Here is an 18803-nt window from a genome sequence, read left to right as displayed (position 1 = left end):
AATCCGATTAAGCCAGTCACGCGTAGGACGGCTACGCAGAATACATCCGGGCTGGCTCCCGTATGACTATGTGAGCCTTTCTTTTGCCGCAGCACCAAGCGCAATCGAGCCATTCAAGGCCGTCAGGCTACGGCTCACTCCTGCGCTGCCGCCCGGTCAAGCATTCGAGTGACCGCAAATAACCGATGCAGCACGCGATGTGACGCTCCCTGCGGACCTCCTGTGGGGGATTGGCGGCAGGCGCGTGCGATTCAAAGGTAGATTCTTCCAAAGCGTCGCGAGCGGATAAAAACGAATGCCACGCAAGAAGACGGAAATCGCGAAATTCGTTGCGCCAACTCGCCCGATACCCCCGGAATCGCTTTTCGGCGAGTCGAGGTGGTTCCGTCCTATTGCCCCCGCTGACGGCGTTTCCGAGTGGGTGCAGGAATCGTTTCTGATGGAAGGTGCGCCGCTCTACAACGAAGAGCACAGGCACCTGATTGACGCCGACATCGCCTATCTATGGGCGGTCGTCGAGAACTCGAAGCACATGCGCCGCGTCATCGGCCAGTGCGAAGAAGTAATGATCCGCGCGGGAGGCTGGCAGAAGGCCCGCACCGAACAGCAGTTCTACGAGTGGTTCGGCCGCGTGCCGAAGTTCCTGATCACGTTCGACGCGCACTACTCACGCCAATGCAGCGATCTGGAATGGTGCGCCCTGGTGGAACACGAGCTGATGCACATCGGACATAGGCTTGATGACTACGGGCAACCTGCCTTCACCAAAGACGGTATGCCGAAGATCGGCCTGAAGGCGCACGACGTCGAAGAATTCGTCGGGATTGTGGCTCGCTACGGGGTGGGTCCAAAGGATGGCGCTGTTTCCAGAATGGTCGAGGCAGCCAAAGCCGGTCCTCAGATATCTAACGTCTCGATCGCGCAGGCTTGCGGTACGTGCATGCTGCGTGCGGCATAGCTAGACATGGCATTGAAGGATTTCTGTAATGGCGGCGCTTTCTGATCAAGTGAAAACCCGCATCACTCAGGGCTTGGCCTGTTTCGACACGCCATCTCAGGTGTCCAAGGACATCTTGGCCGAATTCGGCCTGACAGTCAGCCCGCAGCAATGTGAGCTCTACGACCCGACGAAACGGGCCGGCGCGAAGCTAGGCAAGAAATTTCGGGCGATCTTCGAGAAGACTCGCGAGACCTTTCTGAATGACACGTCGCGCATCGGCGTCGCCCACCGCGCAGTCAGACTGCGCAAGCTCGACCGTGCCGCCGACCTCGCCGAGACGCGCGGCAACCTGCCATTGATGGCGCAGTTGCTAGAGCAGGCCGCCAAGGAAGCAGGCGGTTCGTACACGAATACGAAGAAGCTGGAGCACACCGGAAGGGACGGCGCGCCAATCGAAAACAGGACGGTGGTCGTCGATGAAAAGCAGGTCGCAGACGCCGTCGCCAAGCTCGAAGACGATTACTGAAGTCGACCCGGAACTGTTGCGCGCTACCGCCAAGGCGAAATGCGAGCGCAGCCATCTCTTCTTTAGCCGGTACTTCTTCAAGCATCGGCAGGCGATCAAATTCCGGATCAACTGGCATCACGAGCTGATCGCGGAAAAAGTTCAGGCGGTCATCGACGGCCGCATCAAGAACCTGGTCATCAACGTGCCGCCGGGCTCGTCAAAGACCGAACTGGTGGCTATCAATCTGATGGCACGCGGTCTTGCGTTGAATCCGCGCGCGCGCTTTCTGCACATCAGCTATTCCGACGACCTCGCGCTGCTGAATTCGCAAACAGCACGAGAACTCGTGCAATCGGACGAGTTTCAGGAACTTTGGCCGCTCGAAATCGCGGACGACGCGAAGTCGAAGAAGCGTTGGAACGTGCTGGTCAACGGCAAGAAAGCCGGCGGCGTCTACGCTGTCTCCCTCGGCGGTCAGATCACCGGTTTCCGCGCCGGCCATATGGCCGAGGGATGGCAAGGCGCCATCATCATCGACGACCCGCTGAAGGTTGATGATGCGGACAGCACGCTCGCGCGCAAGAAGGCGAACCGGCGCCTGCTGTCGACGGTGAAAAGCCGAAAGGCAAATCCAGACACGCCGATCATCGTGATCATGCAGCGGCTCGCTGCGGATGATCCAACTGGATTCATAAAGGGTGGCAACCTGCCTGGCGAATGGGACTTCGTCAGCATCCCAGCGCTGATCGACGATGCATATGTCGAAACGCTACCTGATGCTCTGCAAAGTCAAGTCGATCGCGACGACTGCGATAAAGATGGCCGCTTCAGCTACTGGCCATACAAGGAGCCGGTCGACGACCTGCTTGAGATGGAGGAAGGCCGCGGCACCGATTCAGACGGCGGCCGCGTCAGCCGATACGTGTTCGCTTCGCAGTATCAGCAGTCGCCGAAGGTACTCGGCGGGGACATCATCAAGGGCGCTGATTTCAGGCGCTACAAGGTCTTGCCGCAGTTGCGGTACAGGAAGATCTACGCCGATACCGCGCAGAAGACTGCAGAGCGCAACGACTACAGCGTGTTCGAGTGCTGGGGTTTCGGCTATGACGGCAACGCTTATCTGCTCGACTTGATTCGCGGCAAATGGCCGGCGCCCGAACTGAAGCGGCGCGCGATCGACTTTTGGAACAAGCACAACGCTATCGGCGCGGGTGACCCGAACATGCCCGTCCTGCGGCAGATGAAGGTCGAAGACAAGGCCAGCGGCACCGGCCTGATTCAGGATATTCAGGCCGAAGGCGGCATACCGATCGAAGGCATCGAGCGCACGAAGGACAAGCTCACGCGCGTCATGGACGTCGTGAGCTTCATTGAGGCCGGCCTCGTATATCTGCCGGAATCCGCTGACTGGGTGCTCGACTTCATCTCTGAGTGCGAGAGCTTCACAGCCGACGACACGCATGCACACGACGATCAGGTAGACCCGATGGTCGATGCCATTGTCGACATGCTAGGCGGCGCCAGAGACCTATCGGTCTGGGAGCGATTGGCCGGCTAAACACAGGATTGACGGATGTCTCGAAAGAATCGCCCTAATGTGCGCACGGCGCCTGCGCAGGCCGTCACACAGCGCACGGACGACTCGTTCGCGAACTTCCAGGCGCGACTCGGATGGGGCACCGAGAACCAGTCTTCCGCCTCGCAGTACACCCTTACCTACCAGAGTCGCAACCGCGTCTGGCTGGAAGCGGCATATCGCGGCTCATGGATCGTGCGCGCTGCCGTGGATGCGATCCCGGAGGACATGACGCGCGCCGGCATTGATACGTCGGGTCTCGATCCGGTCGATACGACGAAGCTCGAACGCTCGATGGGGCGGCTCGCGAACTGGGACCAGCTTTGTGACACCGGCAAGTGGGCGCAACTCTACGGGGGTTGCCTCGCCGTAATGCTGATTGATGGACAGGATCTGTCGACGCCGCTGCGCATCCAAACGGTCGGGCGTGGCCAGTTCAAAGGCCTGCTCGTGCTGGACCGCTGGATGGTTGCGCCGCCCGTCGGCGAACTCGTGACCGACCTCGGCCCCGACCTCGGCAAGCCAAAGTTCTACAACGTGATCGCGGCGACCGCTGGCCTGCCTACCGGGCCGATCCACTACTCCCGCGTCATTCGCATGGATGGTGAAGCGCTGCCCTTCTATCAGCGTATCGCGGAGAATGGCTGGGGCCTTTCGATCCTTGAGCCGATGTGGGACCGCCTGATTGCTTTCGACAGCGCGACGGTGGGCGTCGGTCAACTCGTCTACAAGGCGCACCTTCGGGTGCTGCAGATTGAGAAGCTGCGCGAGATTCTGGCGATGGGCGGCCCGGCCGAAGCTGCGTTGCGCAAGCAGGTTGAGTTCACGCGCCTGTCGCAGACGAATGAGGGCATGACGGTTCTGGATGCGTCCGACAAATTCGATACGCACCAGTACTCGTTCGCGGGTCTCGACAATGTTCTGATCCAGTTTGGCCATCAGTTGTGCGGTGCGATCGGCACCCCGTACACGCGGCTCTTTGGCCAATCTCCGACCGGCATAGGCGCGACCGGCGAAGGCGAGATGAAGCAGTACCACGAGAAGATCAAGCAGCGTCAGGAGCGCAAGTTGCGCAATCCGCTGAGCCGCCTGCTCGCGGTTCAGGCGCGCTCGGAACTCGGCGTTGCGTTACCCGAAGACTTCGACTACCAGTTCCGCAACCTGCAGGAAATGTCGGAAGCGGAGAAGGCTGAGATTGGCGCAAAGACAACCACTGCTGTCACCGCAGCCGTCGACGCGAACCTGCTCACCCGCAGCGGCGGCATGAAGGAGTTGAAGGCCTCCGCACCCAACACCGGCATGTTCAGCACTATCACCGATGACCAGATCGCGCAGGCCGAGCAGGAAGAGACCGCGGCGCCACCGCCCGGAGCTTCCAACCTGCAGCTTCCCGATCTGAGCAGTTTGCGCACTGGCGACTCGTTCTGGTCAAGGTTCAGGAGAAAGCTTTGACGACGCGAAAAAAAGACTTCGGCTTTCATCTTGGGAAGACCGTCAACATCGTTGACGCAGGGATTCGAGCTCGGATCGATGTAGTGATGGACAGTCTTGACGGAATTCAATACCGCATATGCTTTTGGTCCGACGGATGTCGCCGTATCGAATGGGTCTATGCGAACGAGATCGAATCGCTGCAAAAAGAAAGTCTCGTCCATCCCCATAACAAATGATCCTTACCCTCGATCGCAAACGCAAGGCGCCCAAGGGAAATCCGGTCAAGACGCGAGCGATCGAGCAGCGCTACGGCCTGCAGTTGAAGCGTGTCGCTCAGCAGGTCGGCGCTATCATCCAGCCGTTCAATCCTGGCGACCTGTCGCAAGTACCCACGATCCAGCATCTGCTCAACGCATACGCCGACGTCCTGCATTCGTGGGCGACGCAGACGGCCAGCAACATGCTGATGGAAGTCGCGCTACGCGATGAGCAGACATGGAAGCTGATCGCTCGCGACATGGGTCGATCTCTGCGCGACGAAATCCTGAACGCGCCGACCGGCCAGGTGATGCGTGACCTGCTCGCGGAACAGGTCCACCTGATCAAGAGCATCCCGCGCGAGGCCGGCGAACGCGTGCATCTGCTGACGCTCGAAGGCATCGAAAACGCCACGCGGGCGAAGCAGATCGCGACCGAGATCATGCGGTCAGAGGAAGTCGCTGCCAGCCGCGCGATGCTGATCGCTCGCACCGAGGTAACGCGAACCGCGACGAACCTCACGCAAGCACGCGCGACGCATATCGGCTCAGAAGGATACATCTGGCGCACAGCCGGAGACGGCGACGTGCGGCCGTCTCACAAGGCGATGAACGGCAAGTACGTGCCGTGGAACAAGCCGCCCATCCTGGACAAGTTGACCGGCCATGCTGGCTGCGTACCGAATTGCCGCTGTTACGCTGAGCCGGTTCTGCCCGACTGATCATGCATCGACGCTATCCAACCATCGACCACGCCTGCACGTGCGGCGCGCACCCGCGCAAGCCGACGCCGACGAAAGACGCGATTACCGCGTCCGGCTTTTTCACGAATGAACGAATCGGCCCGAAGCGCTCACTGACGCCAGAAGGTTTCCTGCTGTGCGAGGACGTGCCGATCGCACGCACGGGTTCGCAGGACTACGCCTATTTCGAGCTTCCCGAACTGGAAGCGAAAGACGGCGTGATCGTCGCCGACCGGGATGCGGACGTGCTGTTCAGTCCAGAAACGCTTGCGAGCTTCGAGGGCAAGCCGGTCACGATCGACCATCCGCCTGACTTCGTCACACCGGCGAACTGGAAAGCCGTCTCGGTCGGCCATGTGCGCAACGTGCGCCGCGGCGAACGCGACCAGAGCGAACTGATGCTCGCCGATCTACTGATCACGGACGCAGAAGCGATCCGACGCGTGCAGAGCGAGAGTTTCGACGCGCTCGACCAGGTAAGCAACGGCTACGACGCCGATTACGAACAGATCGCGCCTGGGCGGGCGCGGCAAGCCGCGATAGTGGGCAACCACGTCGCGCTCGTGAAGAACGCCCGCTGTGGCCCGGTGTGCTCCATCGGGGATAGCTCTCCAACCCTACTCCCGAAAGGAGAACCAAGCATGGCAGCGAAGAAGCAAACGTCGACCCTGCTCGAGCGTATGCGCAAGGCGTTCATGACGCGCGATGCGGACGCATTCGAACAGGTCGCGAACGAAATGACAGGTGATGAAGGCGGTGAAGGCTCCGGCCAGCCGGCGATTCATATCCACATGCCCAGCGCGGGCGCAACGGCGGGTGCCGCACCGACGGGTGATGAAGACCCGGCCGCAGGTGCCGACGCCCCGATGAAGCAGGTTCTGACTGCGGTACAAGGCGTGGCCGCCGACCTGAAAGCACTGGGCGACCGCGTCTCGAAACTGGAGGCCGGTGGTGCCACGCCCACGGGCGACGACGACCCGGATATGGATCCCGATGGCGAGGGCGATCCGACGCTCGACGCCGACCCCGATGGCGATCCGGCAAACAAGCCCGTAATGACTGGCGACAGCGCCGGGCTGGCCGCACAGTTTCAAGAAACGCTTTCGCAAGCCGAGATCATCGCGCCGGGTATCACCTTACCGACGTTCGACGCAAAGGCCGTCCGCAAGAAGACGGTCGACGCGCTGTGTGTGCTGCGGCGTCGCGCACTGCGCAAGGCACTCGAAAGCGACGATGCAGACACCATCGAAGCAGTGCTCGGCGCGGCCGACGTCTCGAAAATGACCTGCGACGCAGTTGCACCCTTCTTCAACGCGTCGGTCGCGGCTGTCAAGGCCAAGCGCGCTGCGGTCAGCGCTGCTACGAAGACGCACGACTCGCGGCAGGAGCCGAAGAAGGACATCAACGAGCGCAACAAGGAATTCTGGAAAAACCGGAAGTAAGGAGCCGACATGAGCTATCAAGCCTATACGTATCGCATGCCGGCAGGCTTTGCCGGTGATCTTCAGCGCGCCGAAGTCGCCACCATCGAAACGCAACTCATCGACCCGTCGGCGCCACCGGCAGCTTTCGGTGTCGCCGTCAAGCTGGTCAACGGCAAGATCCAACCGATTAACAACTCGGCCGACACGGCCGCGCTTGTCTACGGCATCAACATCCGCGCATACCCGATTCAAGGCAACGGCACCGATCCGCTCGGCACGTCGACGCCGCCGACCTCGGGTGTGCAGGACATCCTGAAGCGCGGCTACATCAACGTGCAGTTGAACGGCACGACTGCGGCAGCGAAGAACGGTGCGGTGTATGTCCGCGTCGCCAACGCGAGCGGCGGCAAGCCGATCGGCGGCTTTGAAGCAGCGTCGGACACCACCAACACGGTGTTGCTGACCAACGCGTACTTCACGGGCCCGGCTGACACGAACAGCATCACCGAAATCGCGTTCAACATCTGATCCCCGGCGCCGGTTGGCGCATGACACTGACCCCGCTTCGGCGGGGTTTCGCTTTTCTGGAGCCCAATTCCATGGATATGTCCGAACAGAAATACCTGCGCCGGGGCGCGCTGGCGATGGCAGCAGCGCATGCCATGGCTGCTGCGTCGCCGGCTGTCGCTGATGCGACGCGTCGCCTGATCCGCGCGCGCACCCGCGACGAGCAATACACTTACGATCGCGCGACCGTCGACTCGACCGGCGCGTTCCTCGTGGGTCAGCTCGAACGTCTGGACCAGACACTGAACGAGCCGCTTGTCGAGTACACGTGGTCGCGCGACGTCTTCATTCGCACCGACGTCTCGCCGGCGGACGAAGTTGCCTCGTTCACGAACTCCGCGTTCGGCATGAGCGGCGGCATCAACCCGAACGGCCTGAACTGGATCTCGAACGAAGGTAACGCGATCGCTGGCCCGTCGGTCGATATCGGCAAAACGCCGCAACCGATGCGCCTGTGGGGTTCCGAGGTCAAGTACACGGTGCCCGAACTGGTCAAGTCGCAGAAGCTCGGCATGCCCATCGACTCGCAGAAGGTCGAGGCGATGAACATGAAGCGCAACATGGACATCGACCAGATCGTCTACTTCGGCGATCCGCAACTCGGCTTCAACGGCCTGGTCAACTCGACGTCGGCTGTCGGTAGCGTTTCGAACGTGGCGAACGGCGCGGCCGGCACGCCCCAATGGGCTACCAAGACGCCCCCCGAGATCCTGAAGGACGTCAACGAGCTGCTGACGACGACTTGGCAGAACGCTGGCTGGGCCACCATGCCGAATCGCTTGCTGCTGCCTCCGGAGCAGTATGGCTATCTGGCGTCGACGATGGTCAACACTGCTGCGAACTACTCGATCCTGACGTATCTGCTCGAGAACAACATCTGTACCAAGTCGGGCACGAAACTGGAAATTCTCCCACTCAAGTGGCTGATCGGCGCAGGTACGGGCGGCACGCAAGGCCAACTCGGCACGGTGGACCGTATGGTCGCGTACAACGACGACAAGAAGTACGTCCAGTACCCGATGACGGACTTGCAGCGCACACCGCTGGAGTACCGTTCGCTGTTCCAGATCACGACCTACTGGTCACGGCTGGGTCAGATCGAATGGCGCTATGGCGTCACCGCTGGCTATCGCGACGGGATCTGACATGGCGAAACTTCAGGTTCATACGAAGTTCACGCTTCGGCATGACGACGGCACGTCGACCGACTACGCGCCCGGCGCCCACGAGTTCGACGATAAACTCGCCGATCACTGGTATGTGAAGCTGCATGCCAAGGCGCCAGAGACGGCCGGCGCACCCGCTCCGGAGGACTCGGACGCGTTGGGCGAGCTCGAAGCCGATCTGGTCGAGAAAGAGCGCAGCCTCACAGGACTGGAGGCTAAGCTCAAGGAGATCGCAGCCGAACTCGAAGCCGGTACCGCTGCGCTAGATACGCGCGCCAAGGAACTCGACGCACGCGACGAGGCACTGATTGCTCGCGAGAGTGATCTCGCGGCAAAGATCGAAGCCTTCGAGGCAGCACAACGTGCCGCGGCGGAAGCGTCGGCTGACAAGTCCAACGCCGGCCAGTCGAAGCAGACCGGCAGGAAAGCCTGATCGTGACCGGGGTATGATGCCCATCACCGGGCATCTACCCTCTTCTCACCATGACAAACACAGCCCAGTTCCGCTCCGACTTTCCTGAATTCAGCGACACGACTGTCTATCCCGATTCCAGCGTCACGCTTTGGATGACGGTCGCGACATCGCTCGTGAACGCGCGGCGCTGGATGGAACTGACGGACATCGGCATCGAACTCGTCACTGCGCATCATCTGGTGCTTAGCAAGCGAGATCAAGACGCATCTGATGCAGGCGGCACGCCTGGCGAGATCAAGGGGCCGACGATGTCGAAGTCGGTCGACAAGGTGTCTGTCGGTTATGACAGTGGCGCTGCAACGCTTACCGACGCCGGCTTCTGGAATCTCACCACCTACGGCGTCCGCTTCTACACGCTCGCCCTTAGCATGGGTGCAGGTGGTCTTCAGGTGTGAGTCATGGGCGTCACCATCACGAAGGACAAGGTCGCGGATATCATCCGCGCCGTGGCCGAACTCGCAGGTAAGGATGTGCTCGTCGGCGTACCGGACTCAAAAGCCGAACGCACCGACGATCAGCCGATCAGCAACGCGGCGATCGGCTACATCATGGAGACCGGTTCGCCCGCCAACAATATCCCGGCGCGGCCACATCTCGTGCCGGGAATTCAGGATGTGCAGGCCGAAGTCGCCGAACGCCTTGGGAAAGGTGCGCGTGCGGCCCTTTCAGGCTCCCAGTCCGGCGCAAACGCGCAATTGAACGCTGCGGGCCTGATTGGTCAGCGCGGCGTACGCGCGAAGATCACCGACGGTCCGTTTGCGCCCCTCGCCGAATCAACACTGCGCGCCCGCGCGCGCTGCGGTCGGAAAGGCGCCGCGAAGGAACTCGCTAGCCGTGCGGCCGGCAACCAACCGGACAACGCGAACGCTAAGCCACTCATCGACACCGGCCAATACAGACAGAGCATTACGTATGTCGTCAGGAAAAGATAGCCATGCCGCAACTTGATGTGTCTGATGTCCTGCTTGATCCAGACTTCATCGACATGACCCTCTACTGCAACCGCATGTCACAGACGGTTGGAGACGATGGACTCGCGGTCAATACACCAACGTCCACGCCCTTCTACGGCGTCGTTACCAACGACACCGGCGACCTGCTTGAGCGGCGCGCTGACGGCGAGCGCATCATGGCGTCCATCACCGTCCACACGAAGTTCCGCCTCACGGCTGGCAAGGATGGTCTGTCGGCTGACATCGTGACGTGGGACGGCGACGATTACACGGTCTCTGCCGTGGGGAACTGGAGCAAGTACGGTCGTGGCTTTGTGATGGCGACCTGCGATCTCGTCCCGCTCTCAGGTGGCTCTAATGGCCAATGATTCAACCGTTGCAGGGTATCTGCAGCCAGTCGGCACATCGCCGCCTGAGGACGCCAACCTCGATTCGATCTTCCAGCAACTCGTCGTCGGCCTGACGGGACTGCCTGGCAGTATGGTTCGCCCGCGCTGGCAGGCAACCGTGCCGAAGCAGCCCGATCCGTCGACGAACTGGTGTGCGGTCGGCATCACGGGCATCGAGCACGACGCCAACGCCTATGAGCAGCACAACCCCGCAGGCAGTGGCACCGACACGGTGATCCGGCATGAAATCCTCACGGTGCTGTGCAGCTTCTACGGGCCTGCAGCGCTGAACTACGCAGCGCAGACGCGCGACGGCATGTACGTCGCACAGAACAACGCCACGCTTGACCCATACGAGATGGGGCTTGTGGAAGTCGGCTCGATCGTGACGGCGCCGGAGCTGGTCAACCAGCAATGGATTCGCCGGTTCGACCTGAACCTTCGAATCCGCCGGCGCATCGTTCGCACGTACCAGATTCTTACTGTTCTGTCGGCGCATGCAACAGCCAGCAGCGAAACGCAGACCGAACCGATTAGCGTCCACCAGTAACACCCTCGCAACGATTCTTCGAGCCCGCCACTGAGCGGGCTTTTTCTTTTGGGGCCTCCCACACATGACGACGAGTCAACTTCCTATCAGCCGGCTCATTCAGGGGACGATCAACCTCGCTCCGAATGCGGCGCAGGCTCAGAACCTCAACACCGCGCTGATCCTTGGCTCGTCGAACGTGATCGACGTTGCATCACGCATGCGCCAGTACACCAGTTCGTCGGCCGTCGCCGGTGATTTCGGCACGTCGGCGCCTGAATATCTCGCCGCAGTGGCGTGGTTCGGCCAGTCGCCGCAACCGGCCAACGTGCTGATCGGCCGCTGGGCGCAGACGGCGACGGCAGCGCAACTGTTCGGCGCGACGCTGTCGACCACCGCGCAGGCGATGTCCGCATGGACCGCGGTCACGTCCCCCGCCTTCTCGATCACGATCAACGGCACGCCGTACACGATCTCGCCGGCCAGCTTCGGGTCTTCGACGAATCTGAACGGTATCGCCGCGCTGATCCAGACGGCCCTCGCTGCGGCTGTCGCAGGCTCGACCTGCGTCTGGAATTCGAGCTTCGCCCAATTCCAGATCACGGACGGCACGACGGGCGCGACGTCGACGCTCAGTTTCGCATCGGCGCCGACTGCGTTTGGCTCGGTCACGTATGCGGTCAACCCGAGTGCTGCCGCAACTGTGACAATCGGCGGCACCGTCGTCACGTTCGTTTCGGCGCTCACGACAGGCAACCAGATCCTGATCGGCGCGACTCTCGCGGCAACCCTCGCGAACGCCGTGACGTTCCTGAACCAGTCGGCGGACGTCAACCTGTCGAAGGCGACCTACTCCGTCAACCAGGCTGGCACCGCGCTCCAGATCGTCTACAAGACGCCGGGCACGGGCGGCAACGCCTTCACGCTGGTCGCCTCCGTGGGCACGGTTTCGGGTGCGACGCTCTCGGGCGGCAGCGGTACGGATATCTCCGCGCTTCTCGGCATGACTGCGGCATCGTCGGGCGCCTATGCCGCACAGGGCATCAATGCAGAATCGGCCGTCTCGGCGGTGACGCTCTTTGACAACCAGTTCGGCCAGCAATGGTATGGCCTGACGGTGTGTGGTGCGGCCGACCCGGATCACCTCGCCGTCGCCGCCTTCATCGAGTCGTCGACCAACAAGCACTTCTACGGCGTCACGACCCAGGAGGCAGGCGTTCTGACGTCGACCTCGACGACCGACATCGCTGCGCAGCTTCAGGCAGCGGGCTTCAACAAGACCTGCTACCAGTACTCGAGCAATAACGCCTATGCGGTGAACTCGCTCCTTGGTCGCCAGTTGACGGTGCTCTACACCGGCAACAACACGGTGATCACGCTGATGTTCAAGCAGGAGCCTGGCGTGGCGGCTGAAACGCTGAACGCCACGCAGATGGCAGCGCTCGAGGGCAAGAACTGCAACGTCTTCGCCGCCTACAACAACGGCACGACGATCATCGAACCGGCGAAGGTTGCATCGGGTCAGTTCATCGACACGATCGTGGGCATGGATGCTTTCGCCATCGACACCCAGACCGCACTCTTCAACGCGCTCTATACGAGCACGACGAAGATCCCGCAGACCGACCCGGGCATGCACATCCTCGCGACGACGATCGAGGGTATCTGCCAGCAGTACGTCAAGAATGGCCTGTTTGCGCCGGGCACCTGGAACAGCGGCGGCTTCGGCACGCTGAATCAGGGTGATTTCATGGCCAAGGGCTATTACGTCTACCAGCCGCCGGTCGCCTCGCAGAGCCAGGCGAATCGGGCAGCACGCGTCTCCGTTCCGTTCCAGATCGCAGTCAAGCTTGCCGGCGCGGTGCATGACGTCGTGTTTGCAGTGACCGTCAACCAATAAGCGGGATAACATATGAGCACTTACAGCTTTCAAAATTTTGCGCTCACGCTGACTGGCCCTGGCGGCTCGATCACGCTGGGTAACGGCGCCGGCGATGCCAAGGAAGGCGTCACCTTCGAATTCATCGAGAACGCTAACACCATGGTCATCGGCGCAGGCGGTGAGGCGATGCACAGCCTGAACCCCGGCAAGGGCGGCAAGGCGACCGTGCGGCTTCTCAAGACGTCGCTCACCAACGGCAAGCTCTCGGCGATGTACAACTTCCAGCGCACGAGCTCGGCGAACTGGGGGCAAAACGTCCTGTCCGGTTCGGATATCGTCCGCGGCGAACAGTACTCCTGCCAGCAGGTCGCGTTCAGCAAGTTCCCGAACAACACCTACGCCATGGAAGCCGGCACCGTCGAATGGGTGTTTGACGTCGGCGTCATGGACGCGGCACTCGCGGCGGTCTAAATGAGCGACATCGTGGAAATCGGCGGTCACAAGTACCGCATCGGCCGCATCGACGCGCGCAAGCAGTTCCACGTCGCGCGTCGCCTCGCACCGCTCCTCGCCGGCATGAGCGGCGCACTGGGTGCGGACAGGGGCGCGGGATTCGGTGCATTCATCGGCCCGCTCACGGAAGCACTTTCGGGCATGTCGGACGACGACGTCGACTATGTGCTCGACGTGTGCCTCGGTGTCTGCCAGCGCCTGCAGCCGAACGGCCAGGGGGCGCCGGTGATTGCCCGGAGCGGCGGACTCATGTTCGAGGACATCGACATGGGGCAGATGATCCAACTCGCGGTGAAGGTCATCCAGGAAAACCTGAGCGGTTTTTTTCCCGGCGCGGCAGCGGCATAACCAGTAGCCAGACGGCTAACGTCTCGCTGCTGTCGCTGCCTGACGGGGAAGACTGGCTCCTTCGTCCAGTGATGGAGGGGCTGGTCAAATACGAATCCCTGATCGACGGAACGCTAGGCCTGGAAGACCTGGCACTTCTGAATGACGCGCTCGATGTACGGGCAGCCAACGAAGAAATTATCAAACAGCAAGCGGAGCGCAACCGATGAGCGATAACGTGCTTCGCGAGTTTCTGGTGTCCCTCGGGTTTTCCGTGGATGCCGTATCGCTCAAGAAGTTTGAAAATTCGGTCGAGTCCGTCACCAAGTCGGTGATGAAGATCGGTGCTGAAGTGACCGCGGCGGCAATCGGCGTAGTCGCCGGCGTAAAGATCATCTCCAGTCAGATGGAGAACCTTTACTACGCGTCACAGCGGACGGGTGCCACGGTCGGCAACATCATGGCTCTGCGGTATGCCGCAGGCCAGATCGGGCTCACGGCAGACCAGGCGCAAGGCGCACTCGAGGGGTTCGCGCGCACACTGCGTCTGAATCCGGGCTCCGGAAGTCTGCTTGACTCATTGGGCGTCGCCGGCGGCGATCCCTCGGAGCGCTTCACCAGCTTCATCGAGAAGATGAAGGGTCAGCAGCCGTACGTGGCTGCAGCCTATGCTCAGTTGTTCGGCATCGATCCGGACACGCTGCTGATGCTGGAAAACGGTCTTCCCAAACTGGAAGACGAAAAGAAGAAATACGCGTCGAAACTCGCTGCGTTCGGGATTGACCCCGACCAGGCGGCCGAAGCTGGCAAGGACTTCAACAACTCGATCCGGGCGGTCAGGGACACGTTTAACGACGTGTGGATCGTCATCGAGTCGAAGCTCGCGCCCGTCCTCACGCCGCTCGTCAACGAGTTCGAGCGCTTTGCCGAAAACCACGCCGGCGAAGTCGCGCAGGGCATCGCCGATGCGGTACAGAGCCTCGCGGACTGGATTCAGAGTGTCAACTGGAAGAAAGTTGGCGATGACATCGTGTCCGTCTATCACGCGCTCGGTGGCCTGAAAGGCATCCTGATCGGGCTCGCAGCCATCCAGTTGCTGCCGTTGGTAACGGGCATTCTCAATCTGGCATCGGCTGTCACGCAGCTCGGTGCGGTCGCCGCCGGCGGGGCGATCGGTGGCCTGCTGAAAGTGCTCGGTCCGATCGCGCTGATGTTCCACAGCGAAGACCTGAACACGGGCGAGGACGACTACCTGAGGCAGCGCCAGGCCGCAGCAGGGGCAATCGATCCGTCGACGTTTGATTTTAACGGGCCGGCCAATCGCGGCGGCAAGGTTCCGGATGCGAGCCCAGCATCTGAGGCGCCGGCTGGATCGTCGCCTTTGAATGCGCCCCGCGGCATCCGCAACAACAACCCGGGCAACATCCGGTTCGGCAAGTTTGCGCAGCAGATGGGCGCGACTGTGGGCGACGACAAGGGTTTCGCGGTTTTCCAGTCAATGGAAGACGGCATCAAGGCGGCCATCGAACTGCTGAAGGGCTACGTATCGAAGGGCTATGACACGGTCCGCAAGATCATCTCCCGCTGGGCGCCGGCCGGTGAAAACAACACTGCGGCCTATATCGACGCCGTCGCCAAAAAGCTCGGCATCTCGGCTGATGCGCAACTGAGCGGCGACCAGTTGGGTGGCGTAGCGCAGGCGATCTTCCAGCACGAGAACGGGCGGGCCTATGGTAATGTCCGATCGCTAATGGACCAGTCGCAAAGCGCGCGGCTTGGCGGCGCTGCTGCGTCGCCGTCTAACGTCAGCATCCAGCAGCACAACGAGTTCCGCATCGACGGCGCAGCCGACCCGCAAGCCACTGCCCGCGCCATTGGTTCTGAGCAGACGCGCGTGAACGGCGACTTTGTGCGCAACTTCTACGGGGCAGTCAGATGAGCATTCTTGGGACGATCGCATCGATTGCGCAGATCGGCATCCAGTCGCTCGCCATCAAGCCGACGCGGGGATTCAGGTCGTCGGACAGCCTGCCGCTCTCGCAGTTCTACTCTCAGGTGACGATCGAGGAAGTCCACTCCGACGAGATGGAGATTACCGACCACCCCGTCGAGCAGGGATCAACGATCTCGGACCACGCTTTCGCGCGGCCGTCTGAGGTCGTCGTGACGATTGCATGGTCGGACAGCTCAAGCGATTCGACCGGGCCGCTTAATCAGGTGCTGGGGGTGGCGGCCAATGCCAGCCCTCTGCTGCAGAAGGTCATCGGTGCGGCGGAGCTGGTCGGCGGCCTGTCTGCGGCGATCAGCCCTGGTCCCGCAGTTTCGGCGATCGGCTACGGGGTGCTGCTCAAGGCCTATAACGACCGGCGCCTGTACGACCTGTACACCGGCAAGCATGTCTACAAGAACATGCTGATCAAGTCGCTCGCCACGTCGACTGATGCGAAGTCGGCTCACAACCTCATCGTCAGGGTCACGTTCCGGCAGATCCTGATGGCGCAGACCCAGACTGTGACGGTGCCGGATTCGTCGAACATGACCAGCCCCGAGAAGAACGCCGCATCGACGAACTACGGCGTGAAGTTTCCGCTTCCCACGCCAAACATCAATGTGCCGTCACTGCCGAGCCTTCCCTCGAAATTCAGCCTGCCATGACGACGTACTACGAAATTCCGCTGTCAGCCCAGCCGCAGACGTTCACCATTGCACTCGGCGGAACGACCTACGGCTTTAACGTTCAGTGGAATGCGCAGAACGCAGCGTGGACGATCGACATTTCGGATGCGAGCGGCAACGCGATCGTGACAGGAATTCCGATGGTGACGGGCTGCAATCTGCTCGAGCAGTTCGACTATCTGGGGTTCGAGTTCGCGCTCGTTGCGCAGACGGACAGCTCGCCCGATACGGTGCCCACGTATGACACGCTGGGCACCACGTCGCACCTTTACGCGATCACGGCATGACGACCGCATCGATCCCGACCAATTACCAGTTCGGTCGTGCCGCGAGCCTGATCGTATCGACGGGCACGCAAGGGCTCGACCTGTCGCAGTTCCGCTTCACGTTCAAGACGACGAACTCGGACGCGCAGACGCCCAACACGCTATATGTGCGCGTCTACAATCTGTCGCCGCAGACCGTCTCGAAGATCGGGACAAACACCAGCACTGAATTCGGCACGATCACGCTCCAGGCCGGGTATGAGACTGGAAACTTCGGGATCATCTTTAGCGGCACGATCAAGCAGACGGCCACCGGACGCGAGCGCAACGTCGATTCGTACCTGGACATATGGGCGGCAGATGGAGACCTGTGGATCAATAATGCAGTCGTCAATCTGTCTCTCGCAGCAGGCCAGACGCCGCAGCAGGTCATCGGTGCGATCACGGGCGCAGCATCCTCAAACGGAACACCGCCAGTCAAGTTCGCGAGCGATGCAAGTGGGCTGATCGCAGGGGCCCCAGCGGGCACGGCTAATGCCCTGTCGCGCGGCAAGGTGCTGTTCGGCATGTCTCGCGACTACAGCCGGGACTGGGCTGAAAAATACGGTTTCCGGTGGTCGATCCAGAACGGCGAGTTTGTGCTGGTCCCTATCACCGGTTACCGCCCGGGCGAGGCCGTTGTGCTGTCTTCAATGACGGGACTGATCGGCGTTCCTGAGGCAACGGACGGAGGCGTCAAGGTCCGCGCCCTGCTCAATCCACTGATCCGCATCGGCTGCCTCGTGCAGATCGCGAAGTCGGACATCAACCAGATCACAACGCAGCAACAGGGGCTGACATACCAGCCGGCGATCGCCACCGTCGTGACAGCGGCCGGCTTTTACCGCGTCATGCAGGCAGAATTTTCCGGGGATTCGCGCGGGCCTGAGTGGTACGTGGACATGATCTGCCTCGCGGTCGATGTGTCGGCGAGCGACCAGAATCAGTCAGTCGCAGTGGCTGGCTAGTAATCGACCATTTGAGGATTGGTGACACCGGCAAACGGTCGGCCATCACTCATTTTTCCGTACACGATAGGCATCCCGCCCTGCCATTTCACATTCATGGGAGTTCCTGCCGGCACAAACTGGCATCGATAGTCGGATGGCTTCGGTTCGGCCCACGGATCGTACCCATCCTTTAACTTCGTCAGTTGACGTGCCTGCTCTGGCATATAGCTTCGAGCAACCCTGGCGCGTCCGATCTCCCTGAATAACCAGTTCACCTCATCCAATGACGGGCAGACGATCGCGCCATCATCTACGGGGCTGATGCCCTTCGCGGCGGGAATTTTCTTCGATGGCGCTGATTGAGCCGTTGGCTCTTGCCCCGGCATAGTGAATACCGGGTTCTGTCCGAATGCAGGCGCAATGCATATCGAAAGCGCCGCTACACAAGCGATTGTTTTCATCTGATACCTCATGCTCCAGTTAGAACGCGTTAATGATTCGCAGGAAGCGCTTCGTCTGGCTCTTGACGGACATCAGGCGCAGGTCTGGACGGCGCTGCCCGCGATCATACAGAGTTTCAATCCCGGCGCCATGACCTGCATCGCGCAGCCTGCCATCAAGGCTCAGGTGCGCGCGCCGGACGGCTCGACGCAATGGGTTTCGCTGCCGCTGCTGCTCGATTGCCCGGTTGTGTTTCCCCGCGGCGGCGGCTGCACACTGACATTCCCGGTAACGCAAGGCGATGAGTGCCTGATCGTGTTCGCCTCGCGCTGTATCGATGCGTGGTGGTCGGCGGGCGGCGTTCAGGTGCAGTCTGAACTGCGCATGCACGACCTGTCGGACGGCTTCTGTCTGCCTGGCCCGTTCTCGCAGGCGACGAAGATCAGCAACGTCAGCACGACGACCGCGCAACTCAGAAGCAACGACGGATCGACCTATGTCGAGCTGAATCCGGCCGGCAAGGTCGTCAATGTCGTGGCGCCCGGCGGGATGACTATCACCGCGCCGACGTTGACCGTGACAGGCGTGATCGCCGTCGAGAACCAGCAGGGCGCAACCAATGCGTCCACCTTCAGCGGCTCGATCACTACCACTGGCAACGTCACGGCCGGTGGCATCGACCTTCAGCATCACACTCATACGGGCGTTCAAAGCGGTAGCAGCAACACCGGCGCCCCGACAGGATAAG

Annotated in this window: 24 protein-coding genes; 23 read left to right on the top strand and 1 reads right to left on the bottom strand. The window is 61.3% G+C overall.

All coding sequences use genetic code 11. The annotated features are described in order from the left end of the window. Positions 1 to 295 precede the first annotated feature (295 nt). From G3N58_RS17705 to G3N58_RS17600, 22 genes are all read left to right on the top strand, one after another. Complete coding sequence (locus G3N58_RS17705) at positions 296 to 958, top strand: putative metallopeptidase (protein WP_205999775.1); 663 nt, start codon at positions 296 to 298, stop codon at positions 956 to 958. Between the two features lie 28 nt (positions 959 to 986). After that, positions 987 to 1466, top strand: a complete 480-nt coding sequence (locus tag G3N58_RS17700) for a DUF2280 domain-containing protein (protein WP_205999774.1) — start codon at positions 987 to 989, stop codon at positions 1464 to 1466. Then, positions 1417 to 3006, top strand: a complete 1590-nt coding sequence (terL, locus tag G3N58_RS17695) for a phage terminase large subunit (RefSeq protein WP_205999773.1) — start codon at positions 1417 to 1419, stop codon at positions 3004 to 3006. The genes G3N58_RS17700 and terL overlap by 50 nt, the downstream gene beginning before the upstream one ends. A gap of 15 nt (positions 3007 to 3021) precedes the next feature. Continuing rightward, entirely contained in the window at positions 3022 to 4476 is a 1455-nt protein-coding gene (locus tag G3N58_RS17690; protein ID WP_205999772.1) for a DUF1073 domain-containing protein, read from the top strand. Then, on the top strand, positions 4473 to 4694 hold the full coding sequence (locus tag G3N58_RS17685) for a hypothetical protein (RefSeq protein WP_205999771.1): 222 nt from the start codon (positions 4473 to 4475) through the stop codon (positions 4692 to 4694). Before G3N58_RS17690 ends, G3N58_RS17685 begins: the two co-directional genes overlap by 4 nt. Beyond that, on the top strand, positions 4691 to 5437 hold the full coding sequence (locus G3N58_RS17680; protein ID WP_205999770.1) for a phage minor head protein: 747 nt from the start codon (positions 4691 to 4693) through the stop codon (positions 5435 to 5437). Before G3N58_RS17685 ends, G3N58_RS17680 begins: the two co-directional genes overlap by 4 nt. Positions 5438 to 5439: 2 nt before the next feature. Continuing rightward, on the top strand, positions 5440 to 6900 hold the full coding sequence (locus tag G3N58_RS17675) for a DUF2213 domain-containing protein (RefSeq protein WP_205999769.1): 1461 nt from the start codon (positions 5440 to 5442) through the stop codon (positions 6898 to 6900). 9 nt (positions 6901 to 6909) lie between these two features. After that, positions 6910 to 7410, top strand: a complete 501-nt coding sequence (locus tag G3N58_RS17670) for a hypothetical protein (protein WP_205999768.1) — start codon at positions 6910 to 6912, stop codon at positions 7408 to 7410. A 71-nt stretch (positions 7411 to 7481) separates the two neighbouring features. Continuing rightward, complete coding sequence (locus G3N58_RS17665; RefSeq protein WP_205999767.1) at positions 7482 to 8594, top strand: DUF2184 domain-containing protein; 1113 nt, start codon at positions 7482 to 7484, stop codon at positions 8592 to 8594. Position 8595: 1 nt separating this feature from the next. Next, positions 8596 to 9048, top strand: a complete 453-nt coding sequence (locus tag G3N58_RS17660) for a hypothetical protein (protein WP_205999766.1) — start codon at positions 8596 to 8598, stop codon at positions 9046 to 9048. A gap of 50 nt (positions 9049 to 9098) precedes the next feature. After that, a complete protein-coding gene (locus tag G3N58_RS17655) occupies positions 9099 to 9485 on the top strand; it encodes a DUF4054 domain-containing protein (protein WP_205999765.1) in 387 nt (128 codons plus the stop codon). A 3-nt stretch (positions 9486 to 9488) separates the two neighbouring features. Continuing rightward, positions 9489 to 10022, top strand: coding sequence for a hypothetical protein (locus G3N58_RS17650; protein ID WP_205999764.1), 534 nt, complete (start codon positions 9489 to 9491; stop codon positions 10020 to 10022). A gap of 2 nt (positions 10023 to 10024) precedes the next feature. Next, positions 10025 to 10411 carry a hypothetical protein gene (locus G3N58_RS17645; protein ID WP_205999763.1) on the top strand — a complete coding sequence of 129 codons (387 nt, stop codon included), beginning with the start codon at positions 10025 to 10027 and terminating at the stop codon, positions 10409 to 10411. Next, positions 10401 to 10982, top strand: a complete 582-nt coding sequence (locus G3N58_RS17640; protein ID WP_205999762.1) for a hypothetical protein — start codon at positions 10401 to 10403, stop codon at positions 10980 to 10982. Before G3N58_RS17645 ends, G3N58_RS17640 begins: the two co-directional genes overlap by 11 nt. A 64-nt stretch (positions 10983 to 11046) precedes the next feature. Further along, complete coding sequence (locus G3N58_RS17635; protein ID WP_205999761.1) at positions 11047 to 12861, top strand: DUF3383 family protein; 1815 nt, start codon at positions 11047 to 11049, stop codon at positions 12859 to 12861. 12 nt (positions 12862 to 12873) lie between these two features. Further along, entirely contained in the window at positions 12874 to 13314 is a 441-nt protein-coding gene (locus G3N58_RS17630) for a phage protein (RefSeq protein WP_205999760.1), read from the top strand. Then, on the top strand, positions 13315 to 13704 hold the full coding sequence (locus tag G3N58_RS17625; protein WP_205999759.1) for a phage tail assembly chaperone: 390 nt from the start codon (positions 13315 to 13317) through the stop codon (positions 13702 to 13704). A 68-nt stretch (positions 13705 to 13772) separates the two neighbouring features. Next, complete coding sequence (locus G3N58_RS17620; protein WP_205999836.1) at positions 13773 to 13913, top strand: hypothetical protein; 141 nt, start codon at positions 13773 to 13775, stop codon at positions 13911 to 13913. Continuing rightward, a complete protein-coding gene (locus tag G3N58_RS17615) occupies positions 13910 to 15622 on the top strand; it encodes a hypothetical protein (RefSeq protein ID WP_205999758.1) in 1713 nt (570 codons plus the stop codon). The genes G3N58_RS17620 and G3N58_RS17615 overlap by 4 nt, the downstream gene beginning before the upstream one ends. Then, a complete protein-coding gene (locus G3N58_RS17610) occupies positions 15619 to 16338 on the top strand; it encodes a phage baseplate protein (RefSeq protein ID WP_205999757.1) in 720 nt (239 codons plus the stop codon). The genes G3N58_RS17615 and G3N58_RS17610 overlap by 4 nt, the downstream gene beginning before the upstream one ends. After that, positions 16335 to 16646: a hypothetical protein gene (locus tag G3N58_RS17605; protein ID WP_205999756.1), complete on the top strand. Its 312-nt coding sequence runs from the start codon at positions 16335 to 16337 to the stop codon at positions 16644 to 16646. Before G3N58_RS17610 ends, G3N58_RS17605 begins: the two co-directional genes overlap by 4 nt. Then, positions 16643 to 17632 carry a hypothetical protein gene (locus G3N58_RS17600; protein WP_205999755.1) on the top strand — a complete coding sequence of 330 codons (990 nt, stop codon included), beginning with the start codon at positions 16643 to 16645 and terminating at the stop codon, positions 17630 to 17632. Before G3N58_RS17605 ends, G3N58_RS17600 begins: the two co-directional genes overlap by 4 nt. On the opposite strand, the gene G3N58_RS17595 is transcribed toward G3N58_RS17600, so the two are convergent. Further along, the gene (locus tag G3N58_RS17595) at positions 17629 to 18075 is read right to left on the bottom strand and encodes a hypothetical protein (RefSeq protein WP_205999754.1); all 447 of its coding nucleotides are present in this window, start codon (positions 18073 to 18075) and stop codon (positions 17629 to 17631) included. The two genes, G3N58_RS17600 and G3N58_RS17595, sit on opposite strands and share 4 nt — an antisense overlap. 10 nt (positions 18076 to 18085) lie before the next feature. Between G3N58_RS17595 and G3N58_RS17590 the strand changes: the two genes are divergently transcribed. Next, positions 18086 to 18802 carry a Gp138 family membrane-puncturing spike protein gene (locus G3N58_RS17590; RefSeq protein ID WP_205999753.1) on the top strand — a complete coding sequence of 239 codons (717 nt, stop codon included), beginning with the start codon at positions 18086 to 18088 and terminating at the stop codon, positions 18800 to 18802. Position 18803: the final 1 nt, after the last annotated feature.

This window comes from Paraburkholderia sp. Ac-20342 (assembly GCF_017104985.1).
Lineage (GTDB): Bacteria > Pseudomonadota > Gammaproteobacteria > Burkholderiales > Burkholderiaceae > Paraburkholderia.
Note: the sequence above shows the minus strand (reverse complement) of the source record. Positions and strands in the feature narration are given on the sequence as shown.